This is a genomic window from Nostoc sp., assembly GCF_036919675.1.
In the GTDB taxonomy this organism is placed as follows: domain Bacteria; phylum Cyanobacteriota; class Cyanobacteriia; order Cyanobacteriales; family Nostocaceae; genus Nostoc.
Genome location: NZ_JBALCP010000068.1, coordinates 1 through 22,798, shown reverse-complemented (window position 1 = coordinate 22,798; position 22,798 = coordinate 1). Strand labels below are relative to the sequence as shown.

Here is a 22,798-nt window from a genome sequence, read left to right as displayed (position 1 = left end):
GGCTATTTGTGATTCCTAGATCATGCTCATGAAATATTCATGAGCAGTTTACAGCAATTTCATTTAGATAAGCTAAAGCTGTAATCTTTATAAATCAATAGCTCCAAGGGTAATAAATTAGATTTTAATCTAATTGAAAATTTTTAAATATTTTCAATATCTATAGCTAATCAATTTTTTTCAGTCTCTATATATTACTATTTTTATAAGTTGTTTTACTTTCTGGTTAATGGTAATATTTTCTAGTGACTCGACAATAATAAAGGGTTTAAATTGATATTGTGTGGGGGGTCAGACCCCTCATGAATTAGCAAATAAGGACAAAATGAAAAGTTGCACAATCCGCAAGTATATATCGAAATATATTCAGGAAATTTAGCTTATAAATCTGCTAATCTAGGAGATGACATTAATAATAAAAAATAGTATATATACAAATAGTGTTGTTAATGCTCAAAGGTAAATAAATTTTCTCTACTAGCCCAAAAAAATATGTAAAATTCCCGGAAAATGCTTAATTAAACAGTAGTAAGAAATACAAGCAGGTAAACAGATAAAATTTATTGAATTAGGAGTTTAAAAAGTTTAAGAGGACAAATTTGTATTTACCAAGAGCCACACGAGAATTTTGTCCTACCAGTCATATGACAAGACCAAAGGTAAATTTTTACCTTTCACTCACTAACAAGCAAAAGCTATAGTTTCCTCTTTACTCATCCCAGATACCTAAAAACTATGATGAATCAAGACATTGCGGGCATTAGTAGTAACATAGATAAGACGGTGAAAGCTCAACAATTTGACAAAGTAGTTGAAGCAATTCTTGCTGGAAAATATTCCTGGGCATGTGTTTTAATGCTGCGATTTGCTGGCTATAATCCTCTCCATTACATTCCATATCGCACCTATAATCGATTGCTAAAAGAAAACTCTAAAGCCAGTAGGACAAATCAACAGCAAAGTGAAAATCTAAAAATGCTGAAACATGCTAATGATTCAATATCTGATAGTAATGGATCATCAAGCTGCTTAAGCAAAATCAAAGACCGAGCTTATCTTGAAGTAGTTGGAAAGCAAAAAACAGAAATTCATGGTGGTAGTTTAGATCAGAGATTTGCCCAGCAAATTAACGATCATCAATCAATGAAATCGCAATTAAAACCAGAAAGCACTCAAGAGATTTCCTTGAAACGTTGTGGATCTAATTAAAAACTATTTGGAATCAATAGATTCTGCCCTAAAGTTGATTGAGAGCCTGCTATGCTAATTTAAAATTTTTAGCATGGCAGGTTTTCTATAGCAGTGATTAATTTAATATTTTTTTCAAAAATCTGCCAAAATGGCAAATATATACTGATAAGATTGGTAAACTAATAAAAACTACAACTTCAAGAAAAATAGAGGTGATTGGCAAGCAAGTTAATTTTAAAAAATAAAATCAATGATTAGTTCTGACTATGAAAGAAATCAGACTGATTATAAAAGTAGTCAGCATTTGATGGAGTAAATAACTCCTACACCAAGACCGATGATGCAACCGTTGCTACTGGTGGTTTTATTTTCGAGGAAGTCTGAGCAAAGAGAATTTGGAGCGGTAGCTTCTCCCAATCCAAACTTCACACAGCTTTCACTGACTGCAGACGGTGCAAGTAATGCTTATAAAGCTTTCTATACTGTGGTTGGTGTTGCTTTAGTTAATAAAGCAAACGCTTAACACCAATACCAGGAACGGAAATAAAAAAGTTTCGGTGAAATCGTTGTCATGGCTGGTAGAACTAGTAGCTCATCCGCTTCTCTTTCGACTATTGTAATCCTAGTCCTCCCAACCTGGATTATTTCTGTTTTCTAAACTTTCAATTTATATAGCAACTACTGGAAGTTCAAAACTTGAATAGCTTCCAGTTTTTTTATGTGTAAATAAAAATAAGGTGGGCAATTTACCCACCTTATTTTTTCTGAAGTACAGTTAATCTAAAAATGACTTAAACCTTGGCTAATTCTGGGGTAGGACGCTTGCTATTGCGAATTGATGTAATAGCCTCAGCATAATCCTTAGCGTTAAATACAGCTGAACCGGCGACAACTGCATTAGCTCCCGCTTCTAAAACTTGCCAGGTATTATTTGCCTTCAGTCCTCCATCCACTTCAATCCAAGGGTCAAGACCACGTTCATCACACATTTGACGCAGCTTGCGGATTTTGGGTAATACACCAGGGATAAAGCTTTGACCACCAAAACCAGGGTTGACGCTCATAATCAGTACTAAATCGCACAAATCTAAAACGTATTCAATTAGCTCTAGAGGGCTACCAGGATTAAGTACAACTCCAGCTTTCTTACCAAGTTCTTTAATTTGCCCCAAGGTGCGGTGCAGGTGTGGGGAAGCATTATGCTCGCAGTGTACGGTGATGTGATCGGCACCCGCCTTGGCAAAATCCTCTACATACTTTTCTGGCTCCACAATCATCAAGTGGACATCTAGTGGCTTGGTCGTAATCGGACGAATCGCCTCCACAATCAGAGGACCTATCGTAATATTGGGTACAAAACGACCGTCCATTACATCAACATGAATCCAATCTGCTCCAGCCGCGTCTATGGCGCGAATTTCGTCACCCAGACGACTAAAATCGGCTGATAGGATAGATGGAGCAATTACAATGGGCTTTTGAGATCGGTTTTGGGTCATGGCTAGTGGGTTTTAAGCGTCCTCGTCTGTACGCATTGTAACAAAACATTGAGCAAGACTCATAACTTTGATCCCGGCTTTTTTGGGGAGATGGGGAGTGGGGAAGAATAATAATTCCTAACTCAACTCCTATCTCCTAACCGGAACTTCGGAAGCCTCCGGCTGCGCTCTTAACTTCTAACTTTTAACAACTGACAAATGACTAAAAAACTAACCTGGATAATTTGGGGATTAAGTGCTTCTTGTCTGAGTGCGCCGGTAATTGCTTCAGCTTTAGAATCTACTCTGGGAACTAACGGTATTGATGCTCTGAAGCTACACCAATCTCCTTATAATTTAATCGGTCGTAAGATTGCTATTGGTCAAGTGGAAATTGGCCGACCAGGAATGTTTGGTTGGGATAAGGCGGTGTCTAAAAATCGCGCCATATCTTTAGCGGCAGTATTTTTACGCGATGGGCCAGCTAAATCAAATACCGGTGTTGACCCCCACGCTTACAATGTCGCTGGTGTGATGGTGAGTCATGACAAAGCTTTGCCAGGAGTTGCTCCGGGAGCGCGACTGTATTCATCTGCGGTAGGTTCCACTAAAAACATGGGTCAGCCAGAAGAGTGCTTATCGGCCCAGCACATAGCGCTACAAAATAGTGGCGATGTCCGTGCGATTAACTTTAGCTTTGGTGAACCTCTGAGCCGCGATCCTAGACCAGAAGCGACTTTAGACGGCAATGCTTTACTAACTTTATGTGTTGACTGGTCTAGTCGCGTTCATGATGTTTTGTATGCGATCGCAGGTAATCAGGGTAAGGGTGGTATTCCCATTCCTACAGATAATTTTAACGGAGTGAACGTGGCTTTTTCATCCCGCAGAGGGGGAGTTTTTAACAAAGTAGACGTGGCTAATCTGGCGGGTGCTAACCAAGGAGTGAGTGGAAAGCTAGCTGGAAGAGAATTTGATCTTAATGGGCGTCGTGCTATCAGTTTAGTTGCTCCTGGTAATAACATTCCCTTGCTCAATCCAGATGGCAAATTGAACAAGGTCACGGGGACAAGTTTTGCAGCGCCTCAAGTTACGGCTACTGTTGCTCTGTTGCAAGAATTTGCTGACCGACAGATGCGGACAAAACAACCCCACTGGAGCATCGATTCTCGCCATCATCAAGTGATGAAAGCTGTATTGCTGAATTCAGCAGACAAAATCCAAGATAGCGGTGATGGCTTGCGGTTGGGAATGAGCCGGACGCTAATTGATAAACAAAATCAAAACTGGCTAGATTCTGATGCTTATAAAGATCCTAAGATTCCCTTAGATGCCCAAATGGGAGCGGGTCATTTGAATGCATTTCGCGCTTATCAGCAATTTAGTGCTGGTGAATGGCAGCCATCAGCTGTGGTGCCGGCTATTGGTTGGGATTATCACACAGTCGATACTGGAGCGTCTGTTGACTATGTGTTAGCAAAACCATTAAAGCAGAGGAGTTTTGTTGCTATTACCCTAAGTTGGGATCGATTGGTAGAACTCAACGATAAAAATAAAAACCAGCAATATGACGTGGGCGAAAATTTTCGCGATCGCGGTTTGAATAATCTCGACCTATACTTAGTAAAAGCTGATGCTCAAAATTCAGATGCTGGTGCTGTTTGCTCCTCAATCAGCCAAATCGATAGTGTAGAACATATTTTCTGCCCGGTTGCTGCTACTGGCAATTACAAAATCCGCGTCCAGTTTCGGCAAAAGCTTAATGAAGCGACTCAACCCTATAGTTTAGCTTGGTGGAGTGTACCTATCAATTGAAATAGGGGCGCATAACTTTTATTTGTGTCAACTTACAGTGTTTTATCATCTATTTGAACAACACTCCCCTATTGGGGCGCATAGCTGTGCGTCCCTAAAAAATTTGGTATTTCGTGAACTGAGAAACGTGATTTTATGTTTAAAAACCAAGAACGGTGGTTATTTTGTGATTAGGTAATCTACAATACTTTTATTGCTAAATATAAAAATTCCTAAAAATCGAGATTTTTCCTAATTCGTCTACATAGCCGCCTCAATTAGGAATTAGCAGCTTTAATAAGTTGTGTTTAATTCCTCTGAGCTACTAACTTGCTGTTACAAAAACTGTAACAGTCCCATTTTTCTATTGCAGCAAATGCAATAGTTAATCATTGACACAGTGTCTGCGTCAACTCTGAGCACAGATCGGGAATCTTTCGCAAGTAAGGTGGTATGATGATTCGGCAGAAATATAGTAGTATGAGAGAAAATTTCATGCAAAGACGTTATGGTGTGAGTCTAGGCAGACGTTATGCTCTGGCAGCTGCAAGTGTTGTTCTATTTAGTGTATTAGGGTATTCTCAAGTCGATAGTAATAAAAGTGCCCTTGCCCAATCTAGTTTACCTCAGCCAGAAACTCCATCGCAAAAAAAAACACTCAAGACTGAGACAAAAATCCTTGAGTCTAGCAATAAGTTTGGCTTCAAACTATTTTCAGAACTTCTGAAAAGTGATAATGGTAAGAAGAACGTTTTTATCTCACCTTCGAGTGTCGCGATCGCTTTAGCTATGACCTATAATGGCGCGAACGGCACGACTCAACTAGCAATAGCAAAAACCCTAGAATTACAGGGGATAAATCTGCAAGAAATAAACTCTTCTTACAAGGAAGCATTAAAGCAGCTTTTAGACAATTCAGATCCAAACGTACAACTGAAGATTGCTAACTCACTTTGGGCAAATAAAAATGTTAGCTTTCAGCCAGACTTCCTCCAGAGAACGCAGGATTTCTATCAAGCTAAGGTCAGCAATTTAAATTTTCAAGATCCCACAGCGCCTAGTATTATCAATAACTGGGTAAAAGAGAATACTAATGGCAAAATCGATCAGATAATTGGAAAAATTGAACCAAGTCAGGTGTTGTTTCTGATTAATGCCATATATTTTAAAGGAAAATGGAGCAAAGAATTTAATAAAACTCAAACCGCTCAATACCCTTTTTACAGCACATCTGGCAAGCAAAAACAACATCCGATGATGTCACAAAGTGGTGACTATAGATACTATGAAAGCAAACAATTTCAGGCAGTTAGTTTACCTTACGGCAAAGATGGTAAATTCAGCTTTTATATATTTTTGCCGAAACAGAACTCTAACCTTAAAGCCTTTTATCAAAACTTGAATATTGAGAACTGGGATAAATGGATGACTCAGTTCAGCGAACAAAAAGGGTTTATTCGTTTACCCCGCTTCAAAACAGATTACGACGTTACACTCAATGATGCCTTAAAAACTTTAGGCATGGAAGAGGCTTTCAGCGACAAAGCCAATTTTTCCGGCATGGGTAAAAATTTTGCCATTAGCGAAGTTAAGCATAAAACTTTTGTCGAAGTGAACGAAGAAGGCACCGAAGCGGCTGCGGCTACTTCAGTAGGAATAGTAGCAACAGCTTTGAGACAGGAACCAGAACCATTCCGAATGATTGTTGACCATCCATTTTTCTGTGCCATTAGAGATAATCAGACGGGAAGGGTTTTGTTTATGGGTTCAATCCTCGATCCGCAGTAAAAAATTCAAAATTCCTTCATTTTGAATTTTGTAGACGCCCGAAGCGCAGCTGATTGGAGAGTATTTTGAATTTTGAATTCTAGGGTAATGTCGCTTCAGAAATACTCAGAGTGTTTTTAGCGTCAGCTTTCGGGGACTCGTTTGCTGCAACGGGTGCAGTTATCTCCCCAGTGGCGCTGTCGTTTGTCTGGCTACCAGGACGCAAGGCACTTAAAGCGGTCTTAATCACAACAGCTGTGGGTACCGCCACAATTACACCCAACAGTCCGCCAATTCTTGCCCCTGTTAAGACTGAAATTAAAATCCAAACTGGATTTAAACCAGTAAAGCTACCTAAAATTCGGGGGGCAATTAAGTTTTCGAGAATTTGCTGTACGATTACTGCTGCTATCAACACTCTCACACCCATTGAGAAATCTTGCAACGCTACCAATAGTGTAGTCAGGGCGATGCCTACAGAACCGCCAAAGGGGACGAGAGCCATCAGGCCAATAGTTAGACCAAATAGTAGACCAAATGGTACTTTCAGCCACAAAAAGGTAGGAATGAGGGCTGATGCCATGCAAGTAGATAAAATCAGCTGGGTGATAAAGAAATTTTGGAAGCTGAGGCGGACTGTTTTGGAGAAAGGATCGCGAAATTTATTAGGTAGCCATTCCACTAAACTTTGCCAGAGTTCACCCCCATGCTGTAAAAGGTAGAAAGTCAAAACCATCGTCAAGAGAATATCTAGCAGACTAGTGACTGTAACTACCGCCAGATTTAAAACTTGTCCAGCGATCGCTTGTAATTGTCCCTTGACGCGATCGTTGATTTGCACTACCAGAGCATCGAGGTTAATCGGTAAGCCAAAAGTCTCAGCTTTTTCGTTTAATATCATTAACTGAGAGCGTCCAGAGTCGATCAACTCTGGCAAACGAGCCACCAGTTGTTGAGCTTGGGTAAGGGCCAGCGGAAAAAGTGTAACACCCAACGCCAATAAAATCGATAAAGCCAAGAGAAATACTAGGATAGCGACTTGCTCTCGCCTAGCACCCTGATGCTCCATCCAACTCACGGGATAGTTGAGCAGAAATGCTAGCACTGAGGCTCCAACTAAAATGACTATGAGAGAATGGAAATAATTAAAAAATACCGAAAGTGCCCAACCATTTAGAACTAGCAACGGAACGAATAACGCGATCGTTACGATTCGCGCTATTGGTGTGAATGTTTGCCACCAGTCGAGTAGCTTGCGTGTCTGCATTTTGAGCTGATTGCGGGATAGAACTAAGTTAAATCTTTCTTTACAGCTTATTATCTCTGACTATATGAGTCTTATTCATCCTCCTAGTTTAAGAGTTAGACTAACCTATATGGAAAATTTTGAACCGAGAGAAAATAGGGACTGGGGAAGTGGGGGAGCAGGGAGCAGGGAGCAGGGAGCAGAGGGGAAAGAAGTAATTTTTAATTCTCCCCCTTGCACCCAGCAAAGAGTCCCTCTGCCTCTTCTGCCCAATCCCCATTACCCCTTATCCCCTCCAGGGGCCCCGAGTTCCCCAATCCCCAAAACACAGTTGCTTTTATGTTTGATTCCGATCATCGGCTTTTTTCCATCCTTGTGGACTCTCTATCGGGGCCAGGGTAGTCGGGAACAACTTGCTATTAGTCGTCTGTCTATTACTTTGGCGCTTACTTGGCTGTTGGGATATCTATTATTAGCTACTAGTGCAGCAACTTCAGATTTTTTGACGCTACGTCTATTTATCCTCAATAGCTTTCTCACATCAGGTTACTTTTTAGTAAGTGTCTGGTTGATTTTGCGCCTGATGCAGGGCAAATCTGGGCGTTTACCAGGGTTTAATACTTTAGCAGAACGAGTGCTGGGTAAGTATTTATCTTAATTTTTGTGGATGATACTTTTCCAGTATTTTTACTTATTTCCTAAAAAAATCCGGTTGATTTATCTATATATCTAGTCAAATCCAGTTTATTATTGCCATACTTCAGTAAAACATCTCTAGATTGGCCCAAAAGAAGGAAAAATGTTGCTATAAGTGTTGTGGTTGACACTACATTAAAAAAGTTAGCACTGATAATTAAGAGTTAGCTATTATGGGTTGATTTGTCTGCATGTTTTTAGTCTGCAAATTTACCGAATTTGATTAGTGAGTAAGTGTGAGGAAGTCTGTGACCATTCAAAGAAGTTCGGCGGAAGAAAACCAGTCAGGAAAAGCCTCTAAGTCCAGTAAAAAAATTTCTCAGAACTCGAAATCCGGACGTTGGCTGTGGTTTTGGGTAGGTATGAGTGGTATTGCAATGGTGTCAGCAACAGCAGGGGCGCTTTTGGCGGTGTCTTTAACCAGTACGCCTTTGCAACAAGCCCAGCTAAGTCCAAAGGATGAGGCGGCCTTTGATGGCGATCGCATTTCTGGAGGTGGGCTGCGATTTTCACAATTAACTCGCCCAGTGAATCTCTTAGTTTTGGGGATGAGCGTACTTCCCCCGGATATCCAAAACCCTCCCCCAGAAACCAAAAACCTCAAATACCAGCCCCAGGTAAACTCCTTTGATGGTCTTTCCGATGTGATGCTCTTGCTCAAATTTGATCCAGAGACGAAAAAAATAATCATGCTCTCCATTCCCAGAGATACCCGCACACAAATAGAGGGGTATGGGGTGAAAAAAATTAATGCTGCCAATGTTGACGGTGGGCCAGCTTTGACTGCCAGAACCGTCAGTAATCTCTTAGGTGGGGCGGGAATTGATCGCTATATCCGAATTAATGTTCTGGGAGTTGCCAAGCTAATCGATGCTTTAGGGGGCGTAACAGTCTACGTCCCCAAAGATATGAAGTACCAAGATGATTCCCAGCATTTGTACATCAATTTGAAGGCGGGTAAGCAGCATCTCAACGGCGAGAAGGCACTGCAATTGCTGCGTTTCCGCCATGACGAACTCGGAGATATTGGCCGGATTCAGCGGCAGCAAATGGTTATGCGTGCTTTGATGGATCAAACACTCAACCCAGCTACTGTGGCTCAATTACCTAAAGTTCTTGATGTAGTGAAAGACCACATTGATACCAACTTGACGGTTGAAGAATTATTGGCGCTTATGGGTTTTGGGGTGCAGACAAATCGCTCTAATATGCAAATGTTAATGCTGCCAGGTCGCTTTAGCGAGAAGAATGAGTTTGATGCTAGCTATTGGTTGCCCAACAAAGATGGTATTGCCAAACTGATGGCTCAACACTTTGGTTTGGAATCAGAACAGGAACAGCATGCGACTGCAACTGATCCACGCTCTTTGCGTGTAGCAATTCAAGATAGTACAGGTGGCGATCGCTCTAATCTCCAGCCATTAATTAGAGCCTTGGAAAAATCTGGATATCGCAACATCTATGTAGCCAAGGCATGGGGTGAACCTCTAGACGTAACTCACATTGTCGCCCAGCAAGGAGATGGTGACACTGCCGAATCAGTTCGCAACACTTTGGGATTTGGCGAAGTGCGTGTGGAAAGCACTGGCAACCTCGGCTCAGATATCAGTATCCAAGTGGGTCAGGATTGGTTGCAACAAAAATCTATTTTGGAGGAGTCGCTGACCAAATAATTACTAATTTGTAATTTGTAATTAATTACGAGTTATGTTGAGACCCTGAAGTGATCAGATCCATGTTTCTAACTGAACTGTTTACACTGGCACAAATGCTGCTGACAGTGAATTTACTACCTGGTTGAGTTCTTGGAGTTTAGCTGCTACCACACCATTGGTTAATAATTCTTCTGCCTTAGCTAAACCCTTTGACATATCTGGACAAATACCACTCTGCCATAGGTAAAATCCGCCATTCCATAAGGCTGTTTCCATCAATTCACTTGGTTTACCTGCCAAAACCGCCTGAATATCCGCCACTAGTTCTTCAGTAGTTCCAAGGGGTACGTTTTTGGTAGTAAAGCCGTAATCACGCGGTACGAGGTGCAATCGTTCTACCTCTTGGGATGCTACGGATGAAGATAAGCCAATGATCGCAGTGCGATCGCGCGGTAAGTCGCAACTACCTTCCAATCCTTTCACTAATGTAAATTTTGTTACTCCCCGCAGCCCCAGAGCTATCTGAAACATCCCTTCTGTCGGCGGATGGACAAACCCAGCAATTACGTGAGCATCCCCAGCATAAGGACACCATATTAGCTCCATTGTTGCCAAAGGCGGACGCTTGCCGAGTTGGTCGCGGTACTCCCAAATACTTGTAGTTAACGGAAAATGCTGAGGTAGATAAATAAAGCCGATTCCCGTTTGCTCAAACACCTGCTGGGTTTTTGCTAGTGGTAGCGTAGTCCAATCGACTCCTAAACCCTGCCAAATCTCTATTAGGGGTAAACCGTATTTCGTTGGTAGGCGATCGCCACCGTGCATTACCACTGGTTGTCCAACTGCGGCGAGTAGTAAAGCTGTTACAGGACTAATTGGTGCTGTGCGTGTTCTGCCATCATAGGGGATGCCAAAAGCGATCGCTGGTCGTCCAGAAACGATTGGTTGCAGTTTTGGCCCCAGTTCATCATAGGCATCCAACATTCCTGCTAACTCTTCCCCTGTGGGACGCTTGATTCGATGAGCAATCAAAAACGCTCCGATTTGGGCTGATGTAGCTTCACCCAGCAGCATCATTTTTGTAGCGGTAGCTGCTTGGGCGCGAGTTAAATTCTCGGCTGTGTGGTTTCCGCTACCTACTTTTTGCAGGAATTCCCTAAATACATTGCTCATTTATCCTTTGTCCTTTGTCCACTGTCATTTGTCCATTGTCCTTTCTGAAAATGACTAATGACCAATGACTAATAACTAATGACACTTAAGAAGCCGATCGCTGCTGATCAATTTGTAATGGAATATTTTCCTGCACTAGTTGCCAAAAGTGCTTGATGGGGGGAATTTGGAGTCGGTCTTGAGTTGTTACCATAACTACCCGACGAGTCAAACTGGAACCATCTGCTAAACCACTAGTATTATTGCTGGCTAAGGAACGAATCGCCAGGGTAGCGTCTTGGCGTGCTTCCACTAATGCTGATTGAGGTAGCAAAGCTATCAGTTCTCCTTGGCGTACCACTCCCCGGAAAGCATCTAGGGTATTTACCTCTAAAGCTGCCTGGAGTTTAGCTTCCATTCGCTCAAATCTATCTTGTATTAAGCGCTGCATCCCATAACCATCTTTAAAAACCACTTGGGGATAACGAATTAGCTCCGACCAAGGAACGCATTCATATTGGGCTAGTGGATGATTGGCTGCTGTTAGAACTTTTATCGGTTCATCATAAAGTACTTCTACCACCATTTCTCTACCAGTGGTTAAAAAGCGATTATTCATCACAATTGCTAAATCCACCAATCCATCTTTGAGGACTTTCAGGGCGCGATCGCTTCCCAATGAAGTCACCCGCAATTGTACATCTGGATAATCATGACAAAATTTTTGCAACACTGGTGGTAAGTAAAATCCACAAACAGAGTGAATTGCTGCGATGCATAGTTCTGGCTGCTTTCCGGCTATTAAATCAGCTAATTCTTCTGTAGCTGTCTGCCATTCTTGGCAAATTTTGCGGACACGGGGCAGTAAACATTCACCTCCGAGTGTCAATTTTCCATGACTTGTTCTGTGAAACAGTTCTACACCTAAATCTGCTTCCAATGCCTGGATTTGGCGACTAATCGTCGATTGGGTGACACCACATGTTCGCGCTGCTTGTTGAAAGCTGCCGGTTTGGGCGATCGCTAGAAAGGCTTGCAACTGCTCTAGGCGCATTTTTATGTAGCCTGAATTACATTTATCGGTTTCATTAAGTTAACGGATTTTTATCCGTAATTTAGTATAGTTTGTTACAGTAATTTTTCTCTGATTTATATTTGTGTAAAAGAGGTTTGACTGCCTTAATCGTCAATTATCCGCTTTGCACAGATTTTTTTGGAAAATCTCGCCAAAAAATAACTGACTATTTTCTGCTGAAATATATGAATTTCTTGAATTGTTAATGCCGCAAATAATGCGAAATTGCTTATCAGAGTTGTAGAGTTTCTCGATCTAACTCAATGGCAGTACATTTTAAAGGCATTTTGTGACAATAGTCAGATACATGCCTCTTATGCCTGTCCAGGAATCTTTATTGAGCTTTTTAAGAAATCCTTAAAATCTACTGGAGCAATAGCATCATATTGGTTATGGTTTCGGCAAGAACTTGATAATAATAAGAATCTTAAATATGTTGATACCAACTCACTCAAGCATTTAATTGACTCTTATCGATAAGTTTATAAAGAAGCTTTTGATGACAAGGATAAACCAGATATTCCTTGTAATTATGCCGGGGCTGGATTAATCAATATTAATTCTGTGGAAGTTACCAGACGCAAAGTTTTAAATTCGCAATGTAACGAAATATTCTTTTTGCCTCCCCATCGTCGTTTGAGAGAAATTACCACTCAGCCAAAGCGATCGCTATTCCTTGTTGCAAATCTGGTGTCAGTGTGGCGTTATTTGCTAACTGCTGCAATTTTTGATGTGCGGCTTCCCCATCCAGATTTTTCAGTGCAGCGATCGCATGTAGTCTCACAGATGCATTTGAATCGGCTAGCAGTGAAATCAATGGTTCGATAGCTTGCATTTTGCCTAACTGTCCTAAAGATAAAGCGATCGCACTTTTGATGCTAGCAATCTCTGTGGCTGGATGCTGCGATCGCAATACTTGCAGTAAAATTTCTGCGGCTGGTGTAGTTAACTGCGGCTTTTGGACTCGCCCCAAAACTGTAACAATTTCTTGCCAAAGTGTCTCTGAAGTGATTTGGTTAAATGCTGTTTGTAAATATTCCAAACTGGATGGTGTCCCCACCCAAACCAAAGCGCGGATGGTTTCTAATTGCAGTGGTAGCGGTGTATGGGGTGATATTAGCACCTTAAATAATTCCTGGGCTGCCTGCTCACTACCCATCCGAGAAAGGGAAACTGCGGCTGCACAACAAACATCAAGATTAAAGTCGTAAAGCTTGGGTTGCAGTCTGATCACCAAATCTAATGCTTCGCGTAAGTCGGGGCGAAAACCTAAACCAAGCACTGCTGCACGCCTAACTGTAGGAGCTATATCATCCAAAGCGTTTAACAATACTGGCGGTACACGTTGATCATGAAAACTACTGAGGGCTTCAATTGCGGCAGCGCGGATTGCTACTTGTGAATCTTGCACTACACTCAACAGCGGTGTGATGGTTTCTGTTTGCGGAATACAGGAAAGCGATCGCACTGCTAAAAGCCGTGTATCTTCAGCTGCTAGAAGTTCAGTTAGTGAAGTAATAGCAACAGTACCCATTTGCCCCAGTGCTGTAGCTGCGATCGCTTTGAGTTCTTCATCCTCATCGGTTTTCAACAATTCCACCAAGGGGGCGATCGCTTCAGGGTGCTGAAATTCGCCCAAAGTCCGCGCTGCATACCAGCGTAATTCTTCTTCTGCATCTTCATCTTTTAAGATATCAATGAGTGGTGGGATGGCAATTTTTCCTAAGTGAGTCAGCACTTTGGTAATTTCCCAGCGTTGTTGAAAATCCCCCATCTCTAACATTGAAAGTGTTAATGTCAGCAGATATTCTTGATTTTTAACTATCTCTGGATGTTCAGAGTCTACCCCCAAGATTAATTTTTGTAAATATTGAATTAGTGATGACCAATCAGCTGCATCGTATGCTGTCCGGGCTTGCACCAAAAGCTGGTTGATATTACTCACGATACCCTGAATTGTATTGTTTAACTTGGCTTGACTACAACTGAATTGCCCTCAATCTTGGCGGCGTAAGTTTTAAGCGCTTCTGTCGCTGGGCCTTTTTGGACTTTACCATCAACCCCAAATTCCGAACCATGACAGGGACAGGCGAATTTTTTTGCCTGAGCTTTCCATGCTACGGTGCAACCTGCATGAGTACAGGTAGGGTTAACAGCTGTCAGATTTCCAGCTTTAGATGTGCCGACTACCAACACAGGCCCAGCAGGTGAGTTTTTAGCTAGCAATTGGCCAGTCTTATCTAATTCTGCCGAGGTGCCTACTGTTTGCCAATTCCCAGATGTTGAAGTTGTTTGAGAAGAACAGGCTGCGATCGCTACAGGTAGAGAACTCGCTATCCAACCCAAACCTACCCAATTAATAAAATCACGACGTTTCATAGCTGCTGAAATAATATCTAAGTTTTAGCTAACATCTGCCACTCAATTTTAGATTTTGGATTTTGGATTAATCTATGGCAGTCCAAAATCGCTTCGGTTATTTCAAATACTTTTCATCAAGGGCTTTTTGTGGCTCATGACTGACTTTGATGCAGAAAATGCATAGTTTTCATCCATTTTCAGCAATCTTACCAAAAAATCGTAACAATTTATACGATTTTAACAGAAATCTCCCTTTAACTTATGAGTATCGAAATTGTTACATGAACAGTATCTAAAGCTGCTTGACAAATTTCCCAGATGTAAATGCCGACAAGTTTTCCTTAATTAATCATGGATTGGGGTTTCGCTTTGGAATGCTCTTAAGTAAAAATAATCAGCCGTAAGCAAATATTAAGTTTTTATTCCCTAACCTTCGTAGATATAACACCTGATGGAACTACGGGTTGGTTGATGTTGGGCAATTATCACCATATTTAGTAATTTGTAACGATCAGACTCATGACAGACACAGCAACTACCACTACCAACCTTAATAAGTTTGAGAAATTCAAAGCAGAAAAAGATGGACTCGCCGTCAGGGGTGAGATAGAGAAATTTGCCGCCTTGGGCTGGGAAGCAATGGATGAAATCGATCGGGATCATCGACTCAAGTGGGTGGGTGTGTTTTTTCGCCCAGTCACCCCAGGCAAGTTTATGATGCGGTTACGGATGCCCAACGGTATTCTCACCAGCAGTCAAATGGGTGTTTTAGCCCAAGTGGTGCAGCGCTATGGAGATGATGGCTGCGCTGATATTACTACCAGACAGAATATCCAATTACGAGGGATCAGAATTGAAGATTTACCAGATATCTTTAATAGATTTGACACAGTTGGTTTAACCAGCGTTCAGTCAGGGATGGATAACGTCCGCAATATCACAGGCGATCCTGTGGCGGGGTTGGATGCAGATGAGTTGTACGACACACGAGAGTTGGTACAGCAAATTCAAGATATGCTCACCAACAAAGGCGAAGGAAACCCAGAGTTTAGCAACTTACCACGGAAGTTTAACATTGCGCTCGCAGGTGGAAGAGACAATTCAGTTCACGCCGAAATCAACGATTTAGCTTTTGTTCCAGCATTTCAAGAAGCAGGGGAGGAAAATTTAGCCTCTGTCCATTCCCAGCAAAAAATTTTCGGGTTTAACGTTTTAGTGGGTGGTTTTTTCTCAGCCAAACGTTGTGAAGCGGCGATTCCTCTAAATGCTTGGGTGCTTCCCGAAGATGTAGTAGCTGTATGTAGAGCGGTTTTGGAAGTCTTTCGTGATCATGGCCCGCGTACTAATCGGCAAAAATCCCGGCTGATGTGGCTAATTGATCAATGGGGTTTAGAAAAGTTTCGAGCAGAAGTAGAAAGGCGTTTGGGTAAATCATTCTTACCCGCAGCCGCAAAAGACGAAATCGACTGGGAAAAACGCGACCACATCGGGGTATATAAACAAAAACAACCGCGATTAAATTACGTAGGCTTGCACATTCCAGTCGGGCGACTATATGCTGAAGATATGTTTGAAATTGCCCGTCTAGGGCAAGTTTACGGCAGTGGAGAAATTCGCTTCACCGTTGAACAAAACATCGTCCTTCCCAACATTTGTGACTCGCGTTTAGCAACATTTTTAACAGAGCCTTTGCTGGAAAGGTTTTCCATTGACCCAGGTTTGTTGATGCGAGCGCTAGTTTCCTGTACAGGCGCACAATTTTGCAACTTCGCCCTGATCGAAACTAAAAACCGCGCCCTGGCAATGATTAAAGCCTTAGAAGAAGACTTAACTTTCACCAAGCCAGTGCGAATTCACTGGACAGGTTGCCCCAATTCCTGTGGACAACCCCAAGTTGCAGATATTGGCTTGATGGGAACTAAGACTCGCAAAAATGGCAAAACCCTGGAAGCCGTTGACATATATATGGGCGGCAAAGTTGGCAAAGATGCTCATTTGGGAACTTGCGTCATCAAAAGCATACCTTGCGAAGACTTGCAACCAGTATTGCAAGATTTACTCATCAAAAACTTTGGGGCCAAACCCAGGTGAGAAGCCTTAGTAGTTAGTAATTGCTAGTGCTTATCGGGGGCATTGGGCATTGGTCAAAGGTTCAACTTTCGACCTCAAAGGCTCAACTTCCGAGTTCAAAGGCTCAACCTTCGAGTTCAAAGGTTCAACCTTCGAGTTCAAAGGCTCAACTTCCGAGATAAAAGGCTCAACCTTCAAGTTCAAAGGCTCAACCTTCGAGTTCAAAGGCTCAACTTCCGAGTTCAAAGGCTCAACTTCCGAGATAAAAGGCTCAACCTCCGAGTTCAAAGGCTCATCTTTCCCTACCTCTTCTCCGTATTTTATTCAATTAGGAAGATTGGAATGCTTAAAGGATTATTTTCATTCAGCGATCGCTACCGCATCTTACATCAGACTTGGTTTGCTTTCTTTCTCACCTTTGTCTGTTGGTTTAACTTTGCCCCCTTTGCTACAACCATTGGCAAGGAGCTACATTTAGCACCTGAGCAAATCAAAACTGTGGGCATCTGTAACCTGGCCCTAACAATTCCCGCCCGATTAATTATTGGGATGCTTCTGGATCGTTTTGGCCCCAGAATCACCTATTCAATCTTGCTGATGTTTGCGGCTGTTCCTTGTTTAGCGACGGCGCTAGCGCAAGATTTTAATCAACTAGTTATCAGTCGTTTGCTGATGGGAATTGTCGGATCTGGGTTTGTTGTAGGTATCCGCATGGTGGCGGAATGGTTCCAGCCGAAGGAGATGGGAATTGCTCAAGGCATTTATGGCGGTTGGGGCAACTTTGGAGCTTTTGGCGCAGAATTTGCCTTGCCGATACTTGCAGTTTCTACTAGCTTTTTCGCTGGTGGCGCTTCTAACTGGCGGTTAGCGATCGCACTCACAGGGATCATAACTGCTATTTACGGCGTAATTTATTACAATAGCGTCCAAGATACACCCGCAGGCAAAGTCTACAATAAACCTAAAAAGAATGGTTCTCTGGAAGTGACTAGCATCAAAAGCTTCTGGGCGATGATTATCTCGAATTTTGGTTTGATTTTCGCCTTGGGTTTATTAGCTTGGCGCTTAGAACAAAAGAATATTCACTTCCTAACTCTGAGTCAAATGTATCTGACTTGGTTGCTATTAGCAGGATTGTTTGCTTACCAAAGTTATAAAGCTTCGCAGGTAAACCGAGAACTTCTAATTGGCAAAAAAATCTATACTCCATCTGAACGTTATCAATTTGGTCAAGTAGCTTTACTCGAATTCACTTACATAATTAGCTTTGGCAGCGAACTGGCAGTTGTTTCTATGCTCCCGGCGTTTTTTGAGAAAACCTTTGGTTTAGAGCATGTTGTAGCTGGGATGATTGCTGCCACCTATCCCTTCCTTAACTTAATTTCTCGTCCTAGTGGTGGCTTAATTTCTGATAAATTTGGCTCACGTAAATGGACAATGACAATTATCAGCGTTGGTATTGGTGTTAGTTATTTAATGGCACATTTTATTAATAGTAACTGGCCGATTCCGCTAGCGATCGCAGTTACAATGTTTGCCGCCTACTTTGCCCAAGCTGGCTGCGGTGCAACCTACAGCATCGTACCCCTAATAAAGAAAGAAGCCACAGGACAAATTGCCGGTAATGTGGGAGCTTACGGTAATTTTGGCGGCGTGGTTTACCTGACAATTTTTAGTTTAACTGACGCATCTACACTATTTAGCACAATGGGTTTAGCTGCCATAGTCTGCGCTTTTATGTGTGCCTTCTTCCTGAAAGAGCCAAAAGGTTCCTTTGCTGCTGCTTATGAAGGTGAATTACCAGAAACTGCAACTGAAAACCCTCCCTTTTTAGCGGAAGAATAGACTTATTGCATAAATAAAAAATAAGAATCTCACCCCGTCTTTGACTTACATTAAAGTTTCTTCTCCCCGCTTGCCTACAGTATCTCTTAACCTACAATGCCAATGCATCGACCTGCATTGTTAATGCCAGACCTGCAATGCCAATGTATCGACCTGCGTTGTTAATGCCAGACTTGCAATGCCAATGCATCGATCTGCAATGCCAATGTATCAACCTGCATTATTAATGCCAGACCTGCAATGCCAATGTATCAACCTGCATTATTAATGCCAGACCTGCAATGCCAATGTATCAACCTGCATTATTAATGCCAGACCTGCAATGCCAATGTATCGACCTGTAATAATTAACCCACCCTACGTAGTAGTAGATTGGGTTGAGGAAGGAACTCAACAATTAGCGTTTAATTTTGGGATGAGAGGAGGGAAACCCAACTTATATATTCTTAACTCAAGCGTATTGATATCTTTATCCAGAATTGGCGTGCAACACAAGAATTTCTCCAACTGTCGCTACATCTGAGGTTGCACAATCAAAATAACAAAATGGTACAACCGCCATGAGTGAATTTATCAAGACCCTTTGTCCTTATTGTGGTGTTGGCTGTGGTTTAGAAGTTTCACCCCCAGATCAACATGGCAAAGCGACTAATCGAGATAGCCAAGGAAATCTGATTTGGCGGGTGCGGGGCGATAAAGCCCATCCATCCAGTCAGGGAATGGTTTGTGTCAAAGGTGCAACGATCGCGGAATCTTTAGATAAAAATAGATTACATTACCCAATGGTGCGAGACTCCTTAGATCAGGAGTTTCGGCGCGTTAGTTGGGATGAAGCCTTCGATATAATCACGCAGCGCATTCAAACTGTGCTATTCACCCAAGGGCCAGAAGCCATTTGTATGTATGGTTCTGGTCAGTTTCAAACTGAGGATTACTACATAGCCCAGAAACTCATGAAAGGCTGTCTGGGTACTAATAATTTTGATGCTAACTCTCGCTTATGTATGTCTAGTGCTGTAGCTGGCTACATTCAAAGCTTTGGCTCAGATGGCCCCCCATGCTGTTACGAAGACCTGGAGTTAACTGACTGTGCATTTTTAATTGGCACTAATACAGCCGAATGTCATCCCATCGTTTTCAACCGATTGGAGAAGTACCACAAAAAGAACCGCAAAGTCAAAATGATTGTGGTTGATCCCCGTCGCACACCAACAGCAGAAGCCGCTGATTTGCATTTAGCGATTCGTCCCGGTACAGATATCGACTTGTTAAACGGCATTGCCCACTTGTTGATGCGCTGGAACTACCTTGATACCATGTTCATGGACGACTGCACCAGCAACTTTCCGGCATACGCCCAAGTGATTCGCCACTATCCCCCAGAAATAGTAGCTCGTCAATGTGGAATCAGCATTGAAGATTTAGAAACAGCAGCTCGCTACTGGGGTGAATCACAGCGGGTACTGTCTTTGTGGTCAATGGGTGTAAATCAATCGTCAGAAGGGACAGCTAAGGTAAGAACTATCATTAACCTGCACCTGATGACTGGACAGATTGGCAAACCTGGGGCTGGCCCTTTTTCCCTCACTGGTCAGCCAAACGCAATGGGAGGACGGGAAGCTGGAGGTTTGGCGAATTTATTACCGGGTTATCGGGCGGTAAAAAATCCTCAGCACCGAGCAGAAGTTGAGGAGTTTTGGGAACTCAAGCCAGGACAGATTTCGCCCAATCCCGGTTTGACTGCTTGGGACATGATTACTGGCTTGGAAAATGGCGCTGTAGAGTTATTGTGGATTGCAGCTACCAACCCAGCTGTGAGTATGCCAGATTTAGAGCGGACTAAGAAGGCGTTGTTGCGATCGCCTTTTACCATTTACCAAGACGCTTATTATCCTACAGAAACCTCTGCTTATGCTCACGTTTTGCTACCAGCAGCCCAGTGGGGTGAAAAAACTGGTGTGATGACAAATTCCGAACGAGTGGTAACTCTGTGTCAAGCATTCCGCCAACCGCCAAGAGAAGCTAGAGTGGATTGGGAAATTTTTGCAGAAGTTGGACGGAGACTAGGTTTTGAGAGAGAGTTTGCTTTTACTAACTCTGCTGAAGTTTATGCCGAGTTTGCCAAACTAACTAAAACTCGCCCCTGCGATATGACGGGTATCAGTCATCAGCAATTACAAACAGAAGGCCCGACTCAATGGCCTCATCCTGAAGAAAGCAGAGGAAGCAGAGGAGTAGGGGAAGCAGGGGGAGAAGCATCTGCCAATCGCTCTGGGAAAAGGTTATACACTGATTTGCACTTCCACACCCCTGACGGACGCGCTCAATTTGGGGCATATTACTCGAAGGGATTGGCAGAACCACCAGACCCAGATTATCCGTTTGTGCTAACTAATGGGCGCGTTTATGGACACTGGCACACGCAGACACGCACCGGGCGGATTGAAAAAATTTGCAAAATGCATCCCGAACCGTTTATCGAAATTCATCCCCGTGATGCTGCTCAGTTAGGTATTGTAGATAATCAGTGTGTAGAAGTGCGATCGCGTCGAGGTAAAGCTAAGTTTCCTGCTAAAGTGACAAAAGCGATCGCGCCTGGTACAGTTTTTGTCCCCATGCACTGGGGTTCGCTGTGGGCAGACAATGCCGAAGCTAATGCCCTCACCCATCCCGAATCGTGCCCCGATTCGCTGCAACCAGAATTAAAAGCCTGTGCAGTGCAGCTGATACCAATTTCTGTGCAAGTAACAGTCAAAGATTATCAACTCCAGTCCTCACAATGGTAAGCTCCTAAGTGTACTGCTCAAGAGATAATTTCTAATCAGCAATAGGTAATTTCGTCAATAGTCAATGGTCAATAGTTATTATCATTTTTTATGACTGTCTAATTTTGGCTGTTACCAATTACTATATCTAAAGAGGTTAAATCTCTCGTAAGAAGAGGTTTTACTAGCGTCGATTTTAGCTATGGATAAAGAATAAAAAACTTACAAAGCTTTGGCAAGTCCTCTTTTTTTAATCCTTTAGATTTATCTATAGGATTTTATTTTATTTGAGAATCGGGTGCAGCACTATGAGAAAGCTATTAAGGCAAATTTTAGTAATTACCAAAGATGAGAACTTCATGCACATTATCGAAAACATAGAAGTGCTAGTTTCTAAAGCTCTATCTATTTTTATGGTAATGGTGATTTTGGTAGCGATCGGGGATTTAGGAATATTTATTTTTAAAGAGTTATTTACAGCGCCTTATGCAAAGTTTAACACAACATTGTATAAAATTTTTGGGCTATTTTTGAATATTTTAATTGCTTTAGAAATCTTAGAGAATATCACAGCTTATTTACGAAAACACGTTTTTCAAGTTGAATTAGTTATTGTCACATCTTTAATTGCTGTTGCCAGAAAAATTATTATTCTTGACTTAGACAAAGTCTCAGGTATTGATATAATTGGTTTAGGAATTGCTATTCTTGCCCTCTCAATTAGTTATCTGATAATTCGTCTAAGTAATTCCAAAAATTGACGTTAAAAATAAAGACGTAATAAGCTGTTTTCAGGCATAAATGTAGTTAAATCTAGGTTACGATAAAATTTTTGCCAAATAATATAGTATACTTGATACTTAAAATTAGCCTCAACTGTATTTTAGACAAATAATTAATGTGCGATCGCTAGATAAGTCTTGTTTTTAATTCATAATTTATGTAACTGAGATATAAAAATTATCGATGATTAAAAACCCTTAATTTTGAATGCTCAAATTTTGAATACTTACTTATGGCAGATTTCTTTGAATTTGAAGCAGACTTTGTTGATTCCCTGCGTTGCATACCCATGCAGGTGCGTTACAATTTAGACACTTGTGGCATCAAGGTAAAATTGTCTGATTGGAATCAAATGACTACAGCCGAGCGTCAAGCTTTAGTCGAATTACCTTGCACTACAGAAACGGAAATTCAGTCTTACCGCGAGCATATCCAGCAATTAATTTTACAACGCACGGGTCTAGCAGCTACAAAATTGCCCATCGAGCCTCATCCTGCATGGCTAGACTCTGCCATTGCACCAGCCAGCATCCAGGAAAAAGCTCAAGAAATAGGTGTAACCCTGACACAGCAACATTGGGCAGCTTTAACGCCGTTACAGCGTTTTGCCTTGATTAAACTCAGCCGCCCAGGACATGAAAATAAAAACTTTCCTAAAGCAATGGCAGAATTCCATCTGCTTTAATTAGTCAACAGTCATTAACAGAACAAATCTATAAGATGGATTACACTTTGTTAACTTGCCGCCCTTAAATGATACATTACGGCATAGTTAGTGCTGTAATGTATCAGAAATTCCCGCATAGGCTAACGCCTAACGTAGCTCAGGGTTAGCGCGTCTCAAACCCTATTGACAGGTGGATTCTAGGAGAGTGTTGAGTTTGGGAGAGCCGCCGCCAAGACAGAAACCATATACTGAT

General features: G+C 42.1%; 17 protein-coding genes. 11 read left to right on the top strand and 6 right to left on the bottom strand.

The window, feature by feature from the left end:
- The first annotated feature begins 738 nt into the window (after nucleotides 1-738).
- Both V7K49_RS14710 and V7K49_RS14705 read left to right on the top strand, forming a co-directional pair.
- A complete protein-coding gene (locus tag V7K49_RS14710; RefSeq protein ID WP_335206178.1) occupies nucleotides 739-1,209 on the top strand; it encodes a HetP family heterocyst commitment protein in 471 nt (156 codons plus the stop codon).
- Nucleotides 1,210-1,528: 319 nt separating this feature from the next.
- Nucleotides 1,529-1,714: a hypothetical protein gene (locus V7K49_RS14705; protein ID WP_335206168.1), complete on the top strand. Its 186-nt coding sequence runs from the start codon at nucleotides 1,529-1,531 to the stop codon at nucleotides 1,712-1,714.
- Between the two features lie 268 nt (nucleotides 1,715-1,982).
- Here the strand turns inward: V7K49_RS14705 and rpe are convergent, their stop codons facing one another.
- Nucleotides 1,983-2,690, bottom strand: a complete 708-nt coding sequence (gene rpe / locus V7K49_RS14700; RefSeq protein ID WP_273766505.1) for a ribulose-phosphate 3-epimerase — start codon at nucleotides 2,688-2,690, stop codon at nucleotides 1,983-1,985.
- Between the two features lie 198 nt (nucleotides 2,691-2,888).
- Here rpe and V7K49_RS14695 point away from each other — a divergent pair, with 198 nt between their 5' ends.
- Nucleotides 2,889-4,484: a S8 family serine peptidase gene (locus V7K49_RS14695; protein ID WP_335206167.1), complete on the top strand. Its 1,596-nt coding sequence runs from the start codon at nucleotides 2,889-2,891 to the stop codon at nucleotides 4,482-4,484.
- Between the two features lie 435 nt (nucleotides 4,485-4,919).
- Entirely contained in the window at nucleotides 4,920-6,251 is a 1,332-nt protein-coding gene (locus V7K49_RS14690; RefSeq protein WP_335206176.1) for a serpin family protein, read from the top strand.
- 79 nt (nucleotides 6,252-6,330) lie between these two features.
- Here V7K49_RS14690 and V7K49_RS14685 read toward each other — a convergent pair whose 3' ends face one another.
- The gene (locus V7K49_RS14685) at nucleotides 6,331-7,497 is read right to left on the bottom strand and encodes an AI-2E family transporter (protein ID WP_335067440.1); all 1,167 of its coding nucleotides are present in this window, start codon (nucleotides 7,495-7,497) and stop codon (nucleotides 6,331-6,333) included.
- Nucleotides 7,498-7,741: 244 nt separating this feature from the next.
- On the opposite strand from V7K49_RS14685, the gene V7K49_RS14680 reads away from it, so the two are divergent.
- Both V7K49_RS14680 and V7K49_RS14675 read left to right on the top strand, forming a co-directional pair.
- Nucleotides 7,742-8,134: a hypothetical protein gene (locus V7K49_RS14680; protein WP_442938324.1), complete on the top strand. Its 393-nt coding sequence runs from the start codon at nucleotides 7,742-7,744 to the stop codon at nucleotides 8,132-8,134.
- A 286-nt stretch (nucleotides 8,135-8,420) separates the two neighbouring features.
- Entirely contained in the window at nucleotides 8,421-9,845 is a 1,425-nt protein-coding gene (locus tag V7K49_RS14675; RefSeq protein WP_335206166.1) for an LCP family protein, read from the top strand.
- 81 nt (nucleotides 9,846-9,926) lie between these two features.
- On the opposite strand, the gene V7K49_RS14670 is transcribed toward V7K49_RS14675, so the two are convergent.
- From V7K49_RS14670 to V7K49_RS14655, 4 genes are all read right to left on the bottom strand, one after another.
- The gene (locus V7K49_RS14670) at nucleotides 9,927-11,000 is read right to left on the bottom strand and encodes an anthranilate phosphoribosyltransferase family protein (protein ID WP_335206165.1); all 1,074 of its coding nucleotides are present in this window, start codon (nucleotides 10,998-11,000) and stop codon (nucleotides 9,927-9,929) included.
- Between the two features lie 85 nt (nucleotides 11,001-11,085).
- Nucleotides 11,086-12,033 carry a LysR family transcriptional regulator gene (locus V7K49_RS14665; RefSeq protein WP_335206164.1) on the bottom strand — a complete coding sequence of 316 codons (948 nt, stop codon included), beginning with the start codon at nucleotides 12,031-12,033 and terminating at the stop codon, nucleotides 11,086-11,088.
- Between the two features lie 667 nt (nucleotides 12,034-12,700).
- A complete protein-coding gene (locus V7K49_RS14660) occupies nucleotides 12,701-14,002 on the bottom strand; it encodes a HEAT repeat domain-containing protein (RefSeq protein ID WP_335206174.1) in 1,302 nt (433 codons plus the stop codon).
- 17 nt (nucleotides 14,003-14,019) lie between these two features.
- Nucleotides 14,020-14,433: a QcrA and Rieske domain-containing protein gene (locus V7K49_RS14655; protein WP_335206163.1), complete on the bottom strand. Its 414-nt coding sequence runs from the start codon at nucleotides 14,431-14,433 to the stop codon at nucleotides 14,020-14,022.
- Between the two features lie 501 nt (nucleotides 14,434-14,934).
- Between V7K49_RS14655 and V7K49_RS14650 the strand changes: the two genes are divergently transcribed.
- The 5 genes from V7K49_RS14650 (at nucleotide 14,935) to V7K49_RS14630 (ending at nucleotide 22,563) form a co-directional block, all read left to right on the top strand.
- On the top strand, nucleotides 14,935-16,506 hold the full coding sequence (locus V7K49_RS14650) for a ferredoxin--nitrite reductase (RefSeq protein WP_335206162.1): 1,572 nt from the start codon (nucleotides 14,935-14,937) through the stop codon (nucleotides 16,504-16,506).
- A 321-nt stretch (nucleotides 16,507-16,827) separates the two neighbouring features.
- Nucleotides 16,828-18,330 carry a NarK family nitrate/nitrite MFS transporter gene (locus V7K49_RS14645; protein WP_335206161.1) on the top strand — a complete coding sequence of 501 codons (1,503 nt, stop codon included), beginning with the start codon at nucleotides 16,828-16,830 and terminating at the stop codon, nucleotides 18,328-18,330.
- A 560-nt stretch (nucleotides 18,331-18,890) separates the two neighbouring features.
- Nucleotides 18,891-21,116 carry a molybdopterin oxidoreductase family protein gene (locus tag V7K49_RS14640; RefSeq protein ID WP_335206159.1) on the top strand — a complete coding sequence of 742 codons (2,226 nt, stop codon included), beginning with the start codon at nucleotides 18,891-18,893 and terminating at the stop codon, nucleotides 21,114-21,116.
- A 287-nt stretch (nucleotides 21,117-21,403) separates the two neighbouring features.
- Nucleotides 21,404-21,856 carry a phosphate-starvation-inducible PsiE family protein gene (locus tag V7K49_RS14635; protein ID WP_335206158.1) on the top strand — a complete coding sequence of 151 codons (453 nt, stop codon included), beginning with the start codon at nucleotides 21,404-21,406 and terminating at the stop codon, nucleotides 21,854-21,856.
- Nucleotides 21,857-22,110: 254 nt separating this feature from the next.
- Nucleotides 22,111-22,563 carry a nitrate reductase associated protein gene (locus V7K49_RS14630; protein ID WP_335206157.1) on the top strand — a complete coding sequence of 151 codons (453 nt, stop codon included), beginning with the start codon at nucleotides 22,111-22,113 and terminating at the stop codon, nucleotides 22,561-22,563.
- Nucleotides 22,564-22,798 lie beyond the last annotated feature (235 nt).